The organism is Streptomyces sp. AC1-42W (assembly GCF_003248355.1).
Taxonomy (GTDB): domain Bacteria; phylum Actinomycetota; class Actinomycetes; order Streptomycetales; family Streptomycetaceae; genus Streptomyces.
The window spans coordinates 1,569,746-1,585,063 of sequence record NZ_QKWY01000001.1; the positions used below are offsets into that span (position 1 = coordinate 1,569,746).

Annotated in this window: 20 protein-coding genes and 1 pseudogene; 13 read left to right on the top strand and 8 right to left on the bottom strand. The window is 67.9% G+C overall.

Going from position 1 to position 15,318, the window contains the following annotated elements; translation table 11 throughout:
• The first annotated feature begins 468 nt into the window (after window positions 1-468).
• Genes DNK56_RS35790 through DNK56_RS35800 form a run of 3 tightly spaced genes read left to right on the top strand, consistent with a single transcriptional unit; the run spans window position 469 to window position 1,847 of the window.
• Window positions 469-1,056, top strand: a complete 588-nt coding sequence (locus tag DNK56_RS35790; RefSeq protein ID WP_241989789.1) for a hypothetical protein — start codon at window positions 469-471, stop codon at window positions 1,054-1,056.
• A gap of 18 nt (window positions 1,057-1,074) precedes the next feature.
• Window positions 1,075-1,641, top strand: a complete 567-nt coding sequence (locus DNK56_RS35795) for a hypothetical protein (RefSeq protein WP_241989790.1) — start codon at window positions 1,075-1,077, stop codon at window positions 1,639-1,641.
• Between the two features lie 11 nt (window positions 1,642-1,652).
• Window positions 1,653-1,847: a hypothetical protein gene (locus tag DNK56_RS35800; protein WP_241989791.1), complete on the top strand. Its 195-nt coding sequence runs from the start codon at window positions 1,653-1,655 to the stop codon at window positions 1,845-1,847.
• A gap of 13 nt (window positions 1,848-1,860) precedes the next feature.
• Here DNK56_RS35800 and DNK56_RS07125 read toward each other — a convergent pair whose 3' ends face one another.
• The 5 genes from DNK56_RS07125 to DNK56_RS07145 form a co-directional block, all read right to left on the bottom strand.
• Complete coding sequence (locus DNK56_RS07125) at window positions 1,861-3,003, bottom strand: Fic family protein (RefSeq protein WP_241989792.1); 1,143 nt, start codon at window positions 3,001-3,003, stop codon at window positions 1,861-1,863.
• A gap of 125 nt (window positions 3,004-3,128) precedes the next feature.
• The gene (locus tag DNK56_RS07130) at window positions 3,129-4,880 is read right to left on the bottom strand and encodes an ABC-three component system protein (RefSeq protein ID WP_111331520.1); all 1,752 of its coding nucleotides are present in this window, start codon (window positions 4,878-4,880) and stop codon (window positions 3,129-3,131) included.
• Window positions 4,858-5,148 carry an ABC-three component system middle component 6 gene (locus DNK56_RS07135; RefSeq protein WP_111331522.1) on the bottom strand — a complete coding sequence of 97 codons (291 nt, stop codon included), beginning with the start codon at window positions 5,146-5,148 and terminating at the stop codon, window positions 4,858-4,860. The genes DNK56_RS07130 and DNK56_RS07135 overlap by 23 nt, the downstream gene beginning before the upstream one ends.
• The gene (locus DNK56_RS07140) at window positions 5,145-6,086 is read right to left on the bottom strand and encodes an ABC-three component system protein (RefSeq protein ID WP_111331524.1); all 942 of its coding nucleotides are present in this window, start codon (window positions 6,084-6,086) and stop codon (window positions 5,145-5,147) included. Before DNK56_RS07140 ends, DNK56_RS07135 begins: the two co-directional genes overlap by 4 nt.
• Window positions 6,087-6,114: 28 nt before the next feature.
• Window positions 6,115-6,498: a restriction system modified-DNA reader domain-containing protein gene (locus DNK56_RS07145; protein ID WP_111331526.1), complete on the bottom strand. Its 384-nt coding sequence runs from the start codon at window positions 6,496-6,498 to the stop codon at window positions 6,115-6,117.
• A gap of 101 nt (window positions 6,499-6,599) precedes the next feature.
• Here DNK56_RS07145 and DNK56_RS35805 point away from each other — a divergent pair, with 101 nt between their 5' ends.
• Entirely contained in the window at window positions 6,600-7,133 is a 534-nt protein-coding gene (locus DNK56_RS35805; RefSeq protein WP_241989793.1) for an RNaseH domain-containing protein, read from the top strand.
• 868 nt (window positions 7,134-8,001) lie between these two features.
• On the opposite strand, the pseudogene DNK56_RS36660 reads toward DNK56_RS35805, so the two are convergent.
• From DNK56_RS36660 to DNK56_RS07165, 3 genes and pseudogenes are all read right to left on the bottom strand, one after another.
• A pseudogene (locus DNK56_RS36660) lies at window positions 8,002-8,130 on the bottom strand (SAM-dependent methyltransferase); the annotation flags it as partial.
• A gap of 27 nt (window positions 8,131-8,157) precedes the next feature.
• Window positions 8,158-8,871 (bottom strand): HAD family hydrolase, encoded by a 714-nt coding sequence (locus DNK56_RS07160; protein ID WP_111331528.1) that lies wholly within the window; start codon window positions 8,869-8,871, stop codon window positions 8,158-8,160.
• On the bottom strand, window positions 8,868-9,716 hold the full coding sequence (locus tag DNK56_RS07165) for a GntR family transcriptional regulator (RefSeq protein ID WP_111331530.1): 849 nt from the start codon (window positions 9,714-9,716) through the stop codon (window positions 8,868-8,870). Before DNK56_RS07165 ends, DNK56_RS07160 begins: the two co-directional genes overlap by 4 nt.
• Before the next feature lie 874 nt (window positions 9,717-10,590).
• Between DNK56_RS07165 and DNK56_RS07170 the strand changes: the two genes are divergently transcribed.
• The 9 genes from DNK56_RS07170 to traA are packed head-to-tail and all read left to right on the top strand — an operon-like array spanning window position 10,591 to window position 15,306.
• The gene (locus DNK56_RS07170; RefSeq protein ID WP_111331532.1) at window positions 10,591-10,857 is read left to right on the top strand and encodes a DUF6284 family protein; all 267 of its coding nucleotides are present in this window, start codon (window positions 10,591-10,593) and stop codon (window positions 10,855-10,857) included.
• Window positions 10,854-11,183 (top strand): hypothetical protein, encoded by a 330-nt coding sequence (locus DNK56_RS07175; protein ID WP_111331534.1) that lies wholly within the window; start codon window positions 10,854-10,856, stop codon window positions 11,181-11,183. The genes DNK56_RS07170 and DNK56_RS07175 overlap by 4 nt, the downstream gene beginning before the upstream one ends.
• Window positions 11,180-12,181, top strand: a complete 1,002-nt coding sequence (locus DNK56_RS07180; protein WP_111331536.1) for a DUF2637 domain-containing protein — start codon at window positions 11,180-11,182, stop codon at window positions 12,179-12,181. Before DNK56_RS07175 ends, DNK56_RS07180 begins: the two co-directional genes overlap by 4 nt.
• Window positions 12,178-12,687 (top strand): hypothetical protein, encoded by a 510-nt coding sequence (locus tag DNK56_RS07185; protein ID WP_111331538.1) that lies wholly within the window; start codon window positions 12,178-12,180, stop codon window positions 12,685-12,687. Before DNK56_RS07180 ends, DNK56_RS07185 begins: the two co-directional genes overlap by 4 nt.
• Window positions 12,688-12,728: 41 nt before the next feature.
• Entirely contained in the window at window positions 12,729-13,466 is a 738-nt protein-coding gene (locus DNK56_RS07190; RefSeq protein WP_111331540.1) for a DNA cytosine methyltransferase, read from the top strand.
• Window positions 13,466-13,792, top strand: a complete 327-nt coding sequence (locus DNK56_RS07195; RefSeq protein ID WP_111331542.1) for an RRQRL motif-containing zinc-binding protein — start codon at window positions 13,466-13,468, stop codon at window positions 13,790-13,792. The genes DNK56_RS07190 and DNK56_RS07195 overlap by 1 nt, the downstream gene beginning before the upstream one ends.
• A gap of 24 nt (window positions 13,793-13,816) precedes the next feature.
• On the top strand, window positions 13,817-14,311 hold the full coding sequence (locus tag DNK56_RS07200; RefSeq protein ID WP_111331544.1) for a pRL2-23: 495 nt from the start codon (window positions 13,817-13,819) through the stop codon (window positions 14,309-14,311).
• A complete protein-coding gene (locus tag DNK56_RS07205; protein ID WP_111331546.1) occupies window positions 14,301-14,693 on the top strand; it encodes a DUF3307 domain-containing protein in 393 nt (130 codons plus the stop codon). Before DNK56_RS07200 ends, DNK56_RS07205 begins: the two co-directional genes overlap by 11 nt.
• Window positions 14,694-14,706: 13 nt before the next feature.
• Window positions 14,707-15,306 (top strand): plasmid transfer protein TraA, encoded by a 600-nt coding sequence (gene traA, locus DNK56_RS07210; RefSeq protein ID WP_111331548.1) that lies wholly within the window; start codon window positions 14,707-14,709, stop codon window positions 15,304-15,306.
• Window positions 15,307-15,318 lie beyond the last annotated feature (12 nt).

Sequence of the window (15,318 nt, forward strand, 5' to 3'; positions counted from 1 at the left end):
ACCAGCAGCGAAGAGCGCGTGGAGTGGAGTGAGGCGGGCAGTGGGCGGCCCAAAAAACTTCGGGACATTTTGGGGCTGAACGGCCGCCGGAGGCCGTCTCTGGCTGGTTTCAGCCGGGCAGATCGAAGCTATCCGGAGCTCTTGCTCCGGCACGCTCGCCCCGACTGAAAACCGTCCCTGACCAGTAAGAAAGACCCTCCCGGAGGAGGGTCCTGCGGCGTGCGCCCCCGGCAGGACTCGAACCTGCGGCCAAGTGCTGAGAAGGCGCTTATTCCAACGTTATCTCTACCGCTCTGACCTGGCATTTTATCACCCAGTGACGCATCGTCAGCCGTTTTGGGGGACGCATGTGGGACGATCTTGCTCGCCGACTGGTGGTGGGACCATGGAGGGAGAGTCCGTAGCGATTCAAGGACCCGCTTCCTTGACGAGGGGCGCCACGGGCGAGACCTGATCGAGGTGCAGACCATGGATACCACCTTTGACGTCAGGGTCTGGCAGATCGAGCGGGGCTCCGGGAAGCTGCGCGAGTCCTACGGGGTTCGCTGGTCCGTCGGTGGAAAGCGCCATCGCAAGACGTTTCAGACGTTCGCGCTGGCCGACGGTTTCCGAGCGGAGCTGGTGACCGCGACGCACGCCGGAGAGCCGTTCAACATGTCGACCGGCCTGCCGGACCGGCATGAGCCGAAAGCTTCCTCGGTCGGGTGGTACGACTTCGCCGTCCAGTTCACGGACGCCCAGTGGCCGCGCGTATCGGCGAATCACCGGAAGAACACGGCGCGCACGCTGATGATCGTCACCACTGCGCTGATGGACCGGGATCCACCGGGCGTCCCTTCACGCCGGTTCCGTACGGCCCTGAGCGATTGGGCTTTCAATACCAACCGCCGCGACGATGCCCCGGATGACGTGGCCGCGGTGCTCGGCTGGGTGCGACGGCACACTCCGACCATGGACGCCTGGACCGATCCGCTCATCGTCCAGGACGTGCTGCTGGTACTGGGAACGTTGCTGGACGGGAGACGGGCGGCCGCTTCGTCCGTGAAGCGGCATTGACGGGTCCTGCATCTGCTGATGAGGTATGCGATCGTCCGCGGCATTCTGGCGTCCGACCCTGTTCCCGAGTCGCGGAACCTCACACAGCGGTCTGCCAGTGCGATCGACCGGCGCCGTCTGCTGAACGAGCGGCAGGCTGCGCAGCTGCTCGACTGGATCCGCCGCCAGCCGCGCAGCGGGCAATGGCTGCAAGCATTCTTCGCGACGTTGTACTTCACGGGGCTACGTCCGGAAGAAGCGGTCGCGCTACGTGTCTCGGACCTTGTCCTGCCCGCATCGGGGGTAGGGCGGTCGGCCGACATCGTGGTCCACACCGCCGAGCCCGAGATCGGGCGCACGTGGACCGACAGTGGAACCCGGCACGATCAGCGACGTCTGAAAGCCAGAGCAGAGGGTGAAACGCGCATAGTGCCGTGCCCTCCGACCCTGTCCACCCTCTTGCGGGCGCGTGTCCAGGAGGCGAGCCTGCGCCCCGGCGATCGGCTCGTTCCCGGGGAACGCGGCGGAGTTCTCGCCGGTTCCGTCTACCGCCGTATGTGGGATCACGCCCGCAGGGCAACCCTGCCACGCCACATATATGCGTGACAGGACAACGCGTGTACGACCTTCGGCACACCAGGCTGACGGTGTGGCTGAACAACGGCATTCCGCCTGCTCAGGTGGCTGAGTGGGCCGGCACCAGCGTTGCCATGCTGTTCGCCATGTATGCGCAGTGCATCAGTGGTCAAGAGCAGGATCTGCGGCAGCGACTCGACGAGATGTCGGACGCCTCGGCCACCCTGATCGCGTGATCGCCGGTGAGGGTCACCGTTCCCGCCGGTAGGGGTCCGTGTACGGCTCCATGGACTGGCGGACCTCGTCCCGGACCGGGTGCATGAGGGGCCCGGGGGCGTAGTACCGGGCGCGGGCCTTTCCGTGGGGGACGAGCCAGCCGCGGGCGACGAGCTCCCGGATGTCGCGGATGGCTTGCTGGTCGCTGAGGTCGGCGTCCTGCTGGTAGACGGTGCGGCGCACCTTCGCGTCGGAGAAGGCGGGCAGCAGGGCATAGACCACCCGCTCGTCCAGACCGGTGGCCTCGACGCCTTCGACCAGACGGGTCCAGGCCCGCGACATGACATCGAAGCGGCGCTGGGCCTGCTGGGCCTGTCGGTGGTGGGCGGTCAGGCAGAACCGGATCCAGGGGCGAGTACCCCGCTCGGGGCTCCAGTGCGGTCCGCCCACCTCTTCCAGGATCTGGTAGTAGGCGTAGGTGTTCTGTCCCCGGCCGAGCCATTCCTCGATGGAGGAGAATTCGGGCGGCATCAGAGCCTCGCGGGAGAACACCAGAGTGGACAGAGCGCGGGACATGCGCCCGTTGCCGTCTTTCCACGGATGGATCTTGACGAGGTTGAGGTGGGCCATGGAAGCGCGGACGTGGACGGGCGCGTCGAGGTCGCCCTCATTGAGCCAGTCGATGAACTCCGACATCAGAGCGGGAACGTCCGCCTGGTCCGGTGCGGTGTGGGCGGGGACCAGGGGGTCGTCAGGGCTGGTGACGTAGACGGGCCCGTCGCGCCAGCGGCCGGGGCGTTTGTCGAGGTGGTGGCCCTGGAGCATGAAGTGCAGGCCGTTGAGCAGGCCGGCGTCGAAGCGGAAGTCGTCTCCGGCGTCGGCGAGGGCCTGGATGTAGGTCATGCCGCGCTGGTAGCCCTCCAGCTCGGCACGAGTCTTTTCTCCGGTCTCCAGGGGTTCCTCACCCGACATGAGCGCTTCCACGTCGTCGACCGTCGCCGCGTACCCCTCGATGGTGTTCGATCCGGCGATAGCGCGGGCGGTGAGGTTGCGGCGCAGCTGGCGGGTCCAGCGCGGGGTGGCGCGAAGCATGTGGCGCAGGGAGCGACGCATGCCCTCGATCTCGTCGAGGGCGCGGCGGTCGTCGGCGTTCAGGGAGGGCGTTACGTACAGCATGACTCAATGACATGATAATTGTGTCACGGAGTCAACCTGGCGCTGATGTGATTCCTTGCCTTGGCCTGCAGCTCCGTCGCTGCTGTGAGCTTCTGGCTGTGGCGTGCAGCCTCCCCTCTGCCGAGTCAGAAGCGGAACCCGAACAGTCCGCCTTCGTCGTAGGCGTCGGTTAGGCGGGGCTCGATGAGATAGGGAGAGGGGTCGAAGCCGCCCAGGCGGGTGCGTTCCAGCTTGTCCGAGTTGAATGTCACGATGTACTGGAGACCTTCTTCCTCGGCGACCTCGGACGCGAGCGTCAACGCCTCAGTCACCTGGCGGTCGTCCACCCCGTCGAAGAGATGGCTGTCGTGGACCAGGAATCCGGGCCCACGGTCGTGGCGGAGGGCGATCACTGCGGCCGTGAGATCAAGGCAGAAGATCACCATCTTATTAATGCCGACGCTGCCTTGACTGTCGACATGTGCGGAGATTTCCAAGCTGCTGGTGCCGGCTCTAATGGTGAGGTATGCCTGTCGGTCCTGCCCGTAGAGGCGGCGAGCGAAGCGGGCGAAGAGCCACGTGGCCTCCCGGGTTTGCTCGCCGCGCTCCTCCAGGTCGAGCTCCAGTTCCTCCTGGAGTTCGACGCGCTGCGCCGTGATCTCCCGCTGGCTGGCCTCCATGAACTGCGCCGTCTCATGCTGCTTGCGCAGCGCTTCGAGTGCCGCCTGCTTCTGAGCGAGCAACTGCTGGAGCGCCGTGAGGCCATCGAGGGCGCCTCCGTCGCGCAATGCGCTTAGTGTCTCGGTGAGCTCCTCGCCGAGACGGTTGCGCTCGTGTTCGCGAGCTGTGAGTCTGGCCTGCGTCTCCTCGATCTCGTCGGCGAGGTAGCGGCGGCGGTTGCGGACGATGGACGCGTGGAAGCCACGTACGTCCTCGAAGGAGCGGTGTACCCGGTCGGGCAGAACAACGCCCAGTTCCCGGTACATGGCGTCCACGTATGCCGTGTCTTGTTCGTTTGCCTCTTCCACTGCCCGCTGTAGTTCCGCCAGGTTTCGACGGTCGATCACGTCCTGCTCCGGGAGCGAGCGGACTCTCTTGTCCAACCCGTCGGCTCGCGCCTGAAGTTCTGCGTACGCGGGCACAACGTGGAAGGAAGCGATCTGCTCGCGGAGCCGGTTCACGTCGCCCTCCGCGACAATGATCCGTCCGCGCAGGTCCGCCGTCGTGCCGACGACCTGGTGCCAGGACGGATCGTTCATCGCCGACCGCAGCTGCCGTCGGGTCGCTTCCCGTGCGGCGATGTCGCGGTAGCCGGCGGCGAGTCGCCAGTCCAGGCCGAGGAGATAGGCGAGGTTGGCCGCCGCCTCGGCCGTCGGCTGCTGCGGATGGGTCCGCACCGGGTCGTTGAAGGCGTGCGATCCGACGCGGCGTACGAGAAGCGACAGCAGGGCCCGCCCCGAGATGCCGGGATGGTCGGCGGGCAGCCGGAAGAGGTTCGTCTCGATCCGTGTTCTCCACTCCGTCACAGGCATCTCACGGGCGTGGTTGAACGCGAAGAGCTCTCCGGCCTCGCCCTCGGTGCCGTCTGGAGCGTCGGTCAGGACGACTCCTTGCTGGGCACCGCGTCTGCTCACCTTTACCGGCTCCTCGCGCCCGGGCCAGTCCAAGGTCAGAGTGAAGAGAGTGCGCCGAAGCAGGGTGTGGCCGGGCAGGCTGCCTTTACCGGCCTGAGCCCCTAGGGTGAAGTGCAGCAGCTCTGCCAGGCTGGACTTGCCGGTGCCGTTGCGACTGTCCGTCTTCCTTGCTCCGGGGTGGGTTTCGGCGACCAGAAGATTGAGGCCGCGCCGGAACTCAACGGGGCGGAACCGAGGATCGTCAGCGCTCAGACGACGCAGCATTGTCCCTCCTTCTGGTCGGCGAGTCGGCTCGCCTTCTCGTCAGCAGATCGTCGCGGAACTCGATCACACCGAGCGCATACAGCACATCGAGCCCGAGGACGAACCACTGGAAAGAGACCGGAGAGTGGTGGCCAAGCCGGACACGTTCGGCGCGGAATCTCGACCAGGTCTGGGTAACGGTCACCGGCATGTCGAGGACCCGCAGGATCTGCGCACCTATGGCGAGCAGGGAGCGGTCCGGGGAGATCCCTTTCGTCGGAGTGATCACGCGGCGCTCCGGTCCGCTGTGCCCGGAATCCAGCCGTCGGGTGGCACGTCGAAGACGTCGCACCGCTGGAAGAAGTGGGCGATGACAATCCATGCGCAATACATTGAGTTCAGGCTCGGTGCGGCGTTTCCGAGAATGTACTCCTGCAGTGCGGCCCATAGCTTGTCCTGGTCGTCGGTATTGGCCCGGACCTGCTCGTAGTACACCCGGAACCCCTGGGCGACCCGGTCCGCCTCGTCCGGTGCGCCGAGCCCGGCGTAGTACCCCTCGACGATATGGCTGTGCCCGATCCCCTGGATCAGCGCGCCGCGGACGTCACCGGAAAGACCGTTCCACTCGATCTTGTACTTGTTGACTTCAGGGAGGGCCGCGAGCGGCTGCGTCGTGCGCCGCTGCTCACCGAGCCGGGCAAGCAACACCTCGAGATCGGTGAGTCCGATGCCGTACGTCTTGTCCTGGACCGGCAGCTCACAGCCGAGGAGATCTTCCGTGGCGATCCTGTCCAGTCGCATGACGTCGTTCCATAGGCGGTGCCAGCCGTAGTGCTCCACTCGGCGCGGGCGCAGCTTCTCCTGAGCCTCGGACATCATCACGCTCAACTCTGGGTGCACACCCTTGAGAACGTTGACCGCGAAGCGGAACGTGTCGAAGGCATCCGGCCGTTTCACGAGCGCCTTCTCCAGGTCCGAGGCGAACTTGCGCTTGACCCGGGCGATGTCGTCGGTCTGCGGTGAATAGCACGCCCAGAGCACCCGGTCCCAAAGGAGGAGCCCGTCGGCGCCCATGTCGCCGAGGTTTCCGTGTGTGCGTACGGGCACGAAGTCGGGGTGCCGCAGGCTCAGCAGCTTGTGGATTAGCTGCTCGAAGCTCTCGCCTGGCATGTCGGTAAGCTGTTGGCGCAGGGTGAGCTGCGCCAACATGCGCTGAGTGAAGTCCACGTGGTGGATCCCCCCCCCGTCGAAGTGGTCAGGCCCTGCCGCGAAGAGTGCTCAAGGAAGTGCCATCGTCCGTGTGCCAGGCATCCCAACCGTTGGCCTTTGCCCCGGTCGCCGCCTCGCACGCGCCGGACGGTGAGGTGCAGATCCGACCGTCATCCAGCCGAAGACTTCCTTCGGCGGTGATGTGTGCGCGGTGCTCCTGGCCTAGGTTGCGGCGGCGCCAGGTCAGCCGCTGCCCCGGCTGTAGCAGTCCTGAAGCGATCAACTTGGCGAGGGCGCCTGGCTGGACCGTCACCTCGTCCATGGCAAGCAGGCGTCGTAGCACGCTGTTTGGTGTGTCGACCAGAGGCTTGGCCTCGCGCTGCAGGCGCGCGAAGACTTCTGCGTCAACGGTGATGCTGTGCTCGGACATGCCCCCCTTCCCTCGGAGAATTTTTTTCTCTCCGTCTTTAGTCGAGAAAAAAAAGTTCTATCGATCTCGTGCTGGGTTGTCAACAGCTGGTGTGCGGGGCGATGGGGCAGTTCCGGCGACTGGCGGGCCGTCGATCTAGGATCTCGCCGCTCGCGGGGGTAGCCCGTGTACGAGGGGACGGGACGGAATGCGGCCGAGTCCGATGCCGTTGTTTGCATGGTGGGGGCGTGCCTTGCGGCAGGTGTTGCGTTGTGCGACATCACTCGCGCACAGAACAGCAGGCTGTATTGACGGTGACTGCCGGACGGCCGGATCGAGCGGGACCTGATCCGGAGGGGCACGCCCCTGCGGGCTGGCTCGACGATGAACTCCGCCTTGTGCGCGTCCGAGGATGTGGCGGGCGGGAGGCCGCGCAGTGGTGCGGCCTGGCGGACCCCGGCAAGCCGCATGGCCAGCCTGCCGGCTCCTGGGCCCAGACCATCCCGTCGCAGGGCAGGACCTCATCGGGGGGCCGAGTCTTCTGCAGCACTACGGAACGCCCCGGTACCCACGCCGTGTCATCCGCTCTCGACCGCCTGGTCGCCAGGGTCAACGCCGTGGGCAACCGCACCTCGCAGGCGGGCACCAGTGCCTAGAACCCGACCTCGCTCGAGATCGCGGTGCTCGGCTGTGCGGCGGCGCTGCCCTTGCCGCTCCCGCTTCACCTGGCCGGACTGGCCCAGACATATGTCCTCCCGATGCTCGTACAGAGTGATGAGGCTTCAACAGGGGCGACGGTGGGGTCAACTGTGGAGCAGGAGCAGGCGGGCGCGACGGACAACGATTCGGCCCCGGACCTCACGGACGCGGCGGGGCTGGCTACGGAATCCGAAGGGGGAGGCGACGAGGGGTGAGACTCGTCTCCGTCGGGGCCCTGGGACGAAGCGGTTCTTCGGGGCAGCGGCCGATACGCAGCCGCTGGCTCCGCGATCTGCGTGGTCCGGTGGCGGTGCCACGTTGGGTGGTTGCGCCGAGGCGGAGCGGCTTGAGTCAGCAGTCACGAACAGGGCAGGCGCCGCTTTGACGCTCGCTCTGTGTGTCCCCGATGGGCCATCAGAATGGCTCTGACCGGGTATTACTCTCTCGCGACTGGAGGCTGACCGTGGAATGTCCCCTGAAGCGGGGGATGTATGTGGGACGGGCGGCTCAAAACTAGGGGGTAAAGCGGGGCAAAACGTTCCCCCGGGCAACGAAAAAGCCCTCCGCAAGTGATCTTGCGGAGGGCTTAAATAGCCTCTGACCTGCATAAATGTGCGCCCCCGGCAGGACTCGAACCTGCGGCCAAGTGCTTAGAAGAGACACGTGCGGTTCGCGAGGGCCAAGGCTCTGACCTGGCCTTTCTCGCCTCAGTAGTGGGCGTCGACTGGAGTCTCCCCGCGTATTCACCGGAAGCACCGGTTCCCGTTGTACATGCTGGGCGTGGCCACACCCCGCAGGCGTGCAGTCCTCAGTAGCAAGCTGGGGCTATCTGTCGGGGTTGTCGGCGGGAACAGTGCCAAGGGCCAAGAGGTGGGAGCTGGCAGCGAGAAGTTCCGGGCGCGCCTCTGCCATGCGGGCCGTCTCCATGGCAGAGGCAATCAGCTTGGCAGCAGGGCTCCACTCGCACCCGCTGACGTGGTGCTATTCCGCTTCAGGGGGGCCGTGCGGCACGCCTGGGGGAAACAGGGCATCGGCGATGGCTTTCATCGACTCAACGACCGCTACGGCGCCAGCGTCTTGAAGCACGTCCTTCTTCCCGGGCTTGTTCGCGTACCCGATGGTGTCGACCCCCGCCGCCTCCCCCGCCAGAACATCTCGGGCAGCGTCGCCGACGAAGATGCACGAGGCCGGGTCAGCCGCGGCGGCGTGCATGGCGTCATGCAGAAGCCTTGGGTGAGGCTTCATCAGCGCGGGCTCAGCGGGCACGCGCCCAAACACGCCGGCAACTGCGTCGGTGAGCCCTCGCCTGCTCAGGTAGGCGTGTATTGCCACGCTCGCGTTGTTGCTGACGATCCAGACGGCCCGTCCGGACGCTTGGCAGGCGTGAATCGTGGACTCCCCGCCCTCCGTCGCTTCGGCTAGCGCAACGGCGTCCAGCTCCAAGTCGGCAAGCGCTGAATCCGTCACGGCCGTCAGCTCAGGTCGGGTGTCATCGACTCGTCGCAGAAGGGCGAGAGGATCGTCCTCCTTGGCCCAGTCGTCCGGGAGGGGATACCCAAGCACTTCCGCCAGAACGTCCCGCAACCGTGCTGCCACGGTTGGCGCGCGAAGGCCCGCGAACACAGAGCAGACCGGGCCGTCGAAGTCGAGGAAGACGTGGTCAGCCGATCGCAGCGCGTCAGTAAGAGTCTTCACGGCTGCCTCTCACTGGAGATGGTGTTCCAGACGCTCTCGAACCAGAGTTGCGCCTGCTGGAGATACAGCGAACCCAGCGACTCGTCATCCGGCCCCGCCGAGTGGTGGAAGAGAGTCGTGTCCTTGCCTGTCACGTCGAAGAAGTTGCGCGACTCCCCGGCAACTTCCAGCGTGCGTTCGCGCAGTGGGTAGAAGCCGAAGAACGCCTCGGACCGGTTAAGGATGTAGAGCTTGAACAGGCTGGATGCCTTGTGGACCCGAACTTCCACCTTGGCGGAGTCCACCAGCCCGTATTCGGCCAGCACCTCCACGGAGTGACGGATGCCGCCGGCGTTCGTCAGGGCGATGTCCCGGGCTCGGTCGCGCAATGCAACGTCGTCGGCGAGCCCGTCGACCAACACCGGCACAGCCATGGGTGCGGTCGTGTCGGGCAGAAGCAGACGTACTGAGATCGACTTCGGTGCGAGGCGGCCTGAGCGAATCTTGTCCAGGGGCTCCTGCATGGCGGTGTGCAGGGTCTCGCTGGAGAAGCCGGCGAAGTCGATCGTGACGTGAGGCTGAGCGAACGCTGTCTCGATGTGAGGCCGAAGCCCGACGGGGCGCTCCGTGCGCTCACGCACGAACGACCCGCTTCCCTGGCGAGTGATGATCAGGCCCTCACCGCGAAGCAGGTCCAGGGCCTTGTCGACGGTCCCCCGCGCTACTGAGTAGCGCCTCGCCAGCTCGGGGCCAGACGGCAATTTGTCGCCAGGCGCGAAGCCCTCCCTCTTCGTGAGAATCGCTGCCCTCAAAACACTGCTGACCTGCTGATATGGCGGTCGCGGATCGTCCGGGTCGAGGTTCATCCCACCATGCTAAGCCACCTGCCCACCCTACTCAGGATGCCTAACAATCTTGACCTGCTTAGGCAAGTTGCTTATGGTGAGCACGCCTTCACGGAAAGCGGTGAAGGCGAGAAGAAGGGCCCTGTTTTGGGCTGCTTCGACCTGCACGAGAGCGCCCGGAGGGTCCCGGTTATCGGGAGTGAGCCCGAAGGAAGCCCTGGTCGTTGAGAACTGAACAGCGTGATGAATGACAGGCATCTGCGACAAGCCGCAGGCCCTGCCGCACGAGGTAGCAAGCACCTTCATCCCGGCCTGTTGAGGGCTAGTGAGACCCGTTCGTGCGGTGAGACAAGGGCAAAGATCGTGAACTACCCGTACGCCATGTCCGCGCCGTTGGAGGCCGACGTGAAGCGACGAAGACTCTGGGCGCCGTGCCTGCTGGACCGGCAGGCACGACTGCGCCCATCGCGTCATCTGACCGCCGCAGCCGCTGTGCTGGGGCCGGTTGCCTCCCTCGTCCGTCCGGCCCGCCGCGTGCGGTGCTGTACGGGCGGGGCTGAGGGGAACCGGAGGGTCCGGAACCGCGGCGGCACCCCGGGGGCAACCGGGGTGCCGCGATACAGGCACCTGAGTAGGAGGCACCTGTGATCAGCAGTCTGACAGACCAGGAACGCGAGGAGCTGTCGAAGAAGGTCAGCGAGGCCAATCGTCGTTCCTCCGGCGGCTCCGGCCGCTAACCACCCCCGCCCCGGACCCGGCGAGATGCCGCTGGATCGAATCCGGCCCGGGGCACCGCCACCCCTCGGGTGGCCTTTCACCCAACGGCCAGCACCCCCGGAGCGCCTACTCCGGGGGTGCTGTTTGGGCCGTCCCATCGGTTAGGAGCCAACGACCCATGATCCCCATCGCTGCCCTTGAGGGCCTTGTTACGGCCGAGTCGCTCGACTTCGAGCCGCCGGCCGCCGAGCTTGACGCGATCGAGCACGAGATGCCTCTCATCCTGGCGGAGGTCGAGCTGTTGGACGCGCAGATCACGACCATCGACCGCCCCGCCGGCGAGCTGGACGTCCGGCGTGTGCGCCGGGCCCGGAAGCGGGTCATGGCCGCTCGCCGTGACCTGAGCAACCGCACCGTCATGGTGCAGCCGGGCGGTGCCGCGTGAGGGCGCCGACGCTGGGGGCTCTGGCCGCGCCGGTCACCGCGCTGGCCACTCTGACGGCTCGCTTCCCTGACCTGCCGTCCGTGGACTGCCAGATCTCCACCATCGTCCCGGACGAGCTGGAGCTGGTCTCGCACGACAACCTGGCCGGGTTCGAGGCGTGGCGGCAGGCTCTGGGGATCGCCCCCGACAGTGTTGTTCACGGCGTTCAGGGTGGGGGCACCACTCACGTGCTCAAGGCGTATACCGCGTTCATGGGGGTGCGTGTGCGTCTGGTCTGCTTCGCTCCCGTCGCGGCTCCCGCGCGGGCTGCGGAGGTGGCGTCGTGAACGATGTTCAGATCCGTTCAGCGGAGAAGGCGCTGTCGGTGGGGACGTGGCTGATCGTGGGCGGCGCGATGCTGTTCTCGGTTCTGACGGTCACGCCGCTGATGAAGCAGCACACCCCCGAGGGCTGGGGCTGGACCGCCCCGATCCTGCCTCTCGTTGTGGACGCGGCGGTCGTCATCGTCGTGCGGCTCGACTCGGTTCTGGCCCGGCTGGGCGGGCACGGCGGGCGCTGGCCCATCGCGCTGCGGTGGATGACCGGAGCGATGACCCTCGCCCTGAACATCGCGGACTCCGCGCTGCGAAAAGAGCTGGTCGGTGTGGCCGTGCACGCGGTCGCACCCCTGCTTCTGATCGTCACGGCGGAGACCGGTCTCGCCTACCGGCAGGCCATCACCGCCGCCCAGCAGGCCCGCGAAGCCCAACTGAAGGCCGAACGCGCCGAGCGCGAACGGGCCGCCGCCGAGCGCCGCGAGGCGCAGGAGCGGCGGGCCCGCGAGGAGCGCGAGCACGCCGCCCAGCTGGCCCGCGAGCAGCGCGAGCACGAAGCCGTGCTGGCCCGTGAACAGACCGCCCGTGCAGAGGCGGTGCGGCGTGAGGAGCGTGAGCGGGCCGAGGCCCGCGAGCGTGCTGAGCGCGAGGCTCGTGAACGCCGTGAACGCGAGCGTGAACAGCAGCGCGCTGAGCGTGAACGCCTCGAACGCGAAGCCGTCCAGCGCCGCGAGCGCGAGCGGCTGGAGCGCGAGCAGACCGAGCGCCGGCAGCGTGAGGAGCGGGCGGAGCGTGAGGCCCGTGAACGCGCAGCGCTGCTGTCCGGCGGCCCGGTGAACACCAAGCTGCCCGAGGACCGCGCCCGGCAGATCGTCACCGCCGCCCACTTCTCGGGCCTGCCTGTGCGCAACGCGGCGGAACTGTGCGGCTGGTCGGTCGGCTGGGTGTCCACCCGCTACCAGGAACTGCGCGACGCCCACCCTGCCGCTCTCGAAGGAGTCTCCGCATGATCGCGCTGATTCGCACCCGCGCCCTTAACGCCCTGCGCGCCGACCTCGCCAAGGCCGAAGCCGTCACCAAGGCCGCCCGCGCCAAGGATGAGCAGCACGAGCTGGAACGCGACCTCGCCAACACCGCCGCGGCACGCGCCGAGACCACGGTGGAGAGCCTGCGGGACGCGCTGGCCCGCGCGAACGAGAACGCGGCCCGGCTCCAGGGGGAGCTGGAGGCGTTGCGGGCTCAGTCGCTGCTGGACACCGAGGACCGGCAGGTCCTGCGGATGCTGCTGCGGACCGCGCGCAAGCAGTCCAGCCGGACCGACCGCGTCTACGTCCTCTACCGCTTCGGGGACCTGCACAGCGTGCACGTCACCCGAGACGCAGCGGAGATCGCCGCCGAGGCCGAGGGCGCCCCCCGGGACGGATGGACCGCGTCCACCACCTGCTGCCCGTCCAACTCGCCGGCCGCCGAGATCCCCTGGCGCATCCGGCCGGTCCCCCTCGGCGGCACCCGGTGAACACCCTGCCCGCCCAACGCAGGCGAAGCGCCCCTGGTGTGATGCGCCGGCCGCGTGTGCTGGATCTGTTCTGCTGCGCGGGCGGGGCGTCGATGGGCTACTACCAGGCTGGGTTCGACGTGACCGGCGTGGACATCGTCCCCCGCCCCGCCTACCCGTTCACGTTCGTCCAGGCCGACGCGCTGGAGGCGGCGCGGGAGTGGTGCCAGGAATTCGACCTGGTCCACTACTCCCCGCCCTGCCAGGCGTCCTGCGCGCTGACCAAGGGAACCAACCGCGGCCGCCGCAACCACATCGATCTCATCCCGCAGGTGAGGGAGGTGTGCGAGTGGTACGGCGTCCCGTACGTCATCGAGAACGTGCAGGGCGCCCGGCTGCGCAAGGACCTGCTGTTGTGCGGGGAGATGTTCGGGCTTTCGGTGATCCGTCACCGCTACTTCGAACTCGGGCCCTACTGGTCGCCGCCGGTGGCCGTGCACAAGCCGCACCGGGGCCCGGTGCGCGGCTGGCGCCACGGCGTGTGGCGCGACGGCCCGTACATCGCCGCGTACGGCAAGGGCGGCGGCAAGGGCACCGTCGCCGAGATGCAGCACGCCATGGGCATCACCTGGACCAGCACGCACGAAGAACTCACCGAGGCCATCCCGCCCGCCTACACCCGCTACATCGGCCGCGACTTCATCGCGGACGACTGGGCCGCGGCCACCATGCCCTGCGCCGAGACGCGGCTGCTCCATCTCGCCCGCCCGGCCCCGCACGACCTGGTGGTGGCCGCCTGATGGCCACCCTCCCCGAATACCGGTGGCACCTGGCCCCCGAGGGCCTGGCCACCCGCCGCCAGCTCCGCGCCATGGGACTGCGGCCGGGCGGCCAGGACGTCGCCGCCGTCGTCTGCCGGCCGCGTCGCCGACGCGAACCGCTGGTCGCGTACCTCTACCGCATCGACCAGGCCAAGCCTGTGCGGCCGATGACTCCGGCCCGTACCGCCGCGCTGGCCAAGGCCATGCGGGCCCGGCGCCTGTGCCCGGCCTGCCGACGGGACGCCGGGTACTGCATCCCGCGCTCCCTCGGCACGTGCGTGACCTGCGCCGACTCCCCTTGCTGACCCACCCACCTTCTGGAGGCATCGGTGGAACAGACCCTCATCGCCGTGCTCGGAACCCTCGCCGGAACCCTGGTCGCCGGGTTCGTTCAGGCCCGCATCGCCCACACCGCCCGCAACGCCACTCGCGGTGACGACCGGCGCCGTGACTGCGTCAACGCCGTCATCGACCTCGCGGTCGCCCTCTCCGATCACCGCCGGGCCATGTGGAAGCTGGGCGAGGCCCGCCTGACCGGCACCGACGACGAACGCGTCCAAGCCCTGCGCGACGAAGCGCATCGCACCCGCGGCGCGATCACCGCCCCGTCTGCCCGCGTCCAGCTCCTCGCCCCCACCGCCCAGGAAGCCGCCCGCATCGCGGTGCAGGCCACCTACGCCATGCGCAACCCGCAGGACACGGAATCCCTGGAAGCGCTCCGGCGCCGCGCGCTGGAGGCCCACGACGCCCTGATCACCGCCGCCGGACGTCATCTCTCCGTGGTCCCCACCCATGCCGCCGGAGGGCAGTGCCGTGTTCGCTGACCTCGCGTTCCTCCTCTACCTCGGCCATCTGATCTCCGACTACCCGCTCCAGAGCGACCACCAAGCCCAGCACAAGGCCGCACCCGGCCTGGCCGGTTGGCGGGCGAACCTCGCGCATGCGATGACGCACGTCGTCGTCTGCGGGCTGCTGCTCGCCCTGGGCGCGGCCGTGCTCGGCTGGCGGCTTCCGCTCATGTCCGCGACGGCGGCTCTGGTGTGGATCGGTGGCACGCACGCGGTGATCGACCGGCGCTGGCCGGTGGCCGCCTGGATGCGCCTGGCCCGCCAGAAGGACTGGGCCGCTGCCGGCGGTGCCGCGCACGTCGATCAGACCGCCCATATCGCCGCGCTCGTCGTCGCGGCTCTCTGTCTCTCCGCCTGAAAAGGAGCACGTCATGGCAAGCAGCCCCAGTCAGCAGGCCCGCGGTTTCGCTCGTCAGCAGGCTGCCCGCCCCTTCACTCCCCCGCCGCGCAGAAATGGCGGTGGCCAGGCCCCCAGCGGGAAGGGCGCCAAGTTCGCGGCCGGGGCGGCCACCGCCGCCGGCAACTTCGTCGGGGCTGCGGCCGGCGGATTCGTCCCGCCGATCAACGTCACGGTCAACAACACCAAGAACGCCCCTGCGGCGGCGCCCGCGCCCAGCGGTGGCGGGTCGCACTTCGTGCTCGGTGAGCCGACGTTCGACAACACCGACGACGTGCGGAACTACTGCAACCACGTCCGTGCGCTGATGATCCAGGCCGCGATCGAGCTGGCGATGGCGAGCAAGATTTTGGAGGCCCGCCTCTCCCAGGCGCAGACGCTGCCCGGCGACAACCTGATCCAGGGCCGCATGAGAGCGCGATCGGTGAGCCGGAAGCTCAAGAAGGCCGCCGACGGGGCTACCGCCGCCGCGAAGTCGGCCGTCGGCGCGTACGGCGCGTTCACCCGCGAGTACGCCGACCTGATGAGCCCGCGCCCGCAGCGCACGGCGACCACCAACCCGTTCAAGTTCTGAGAGGCGGCACCG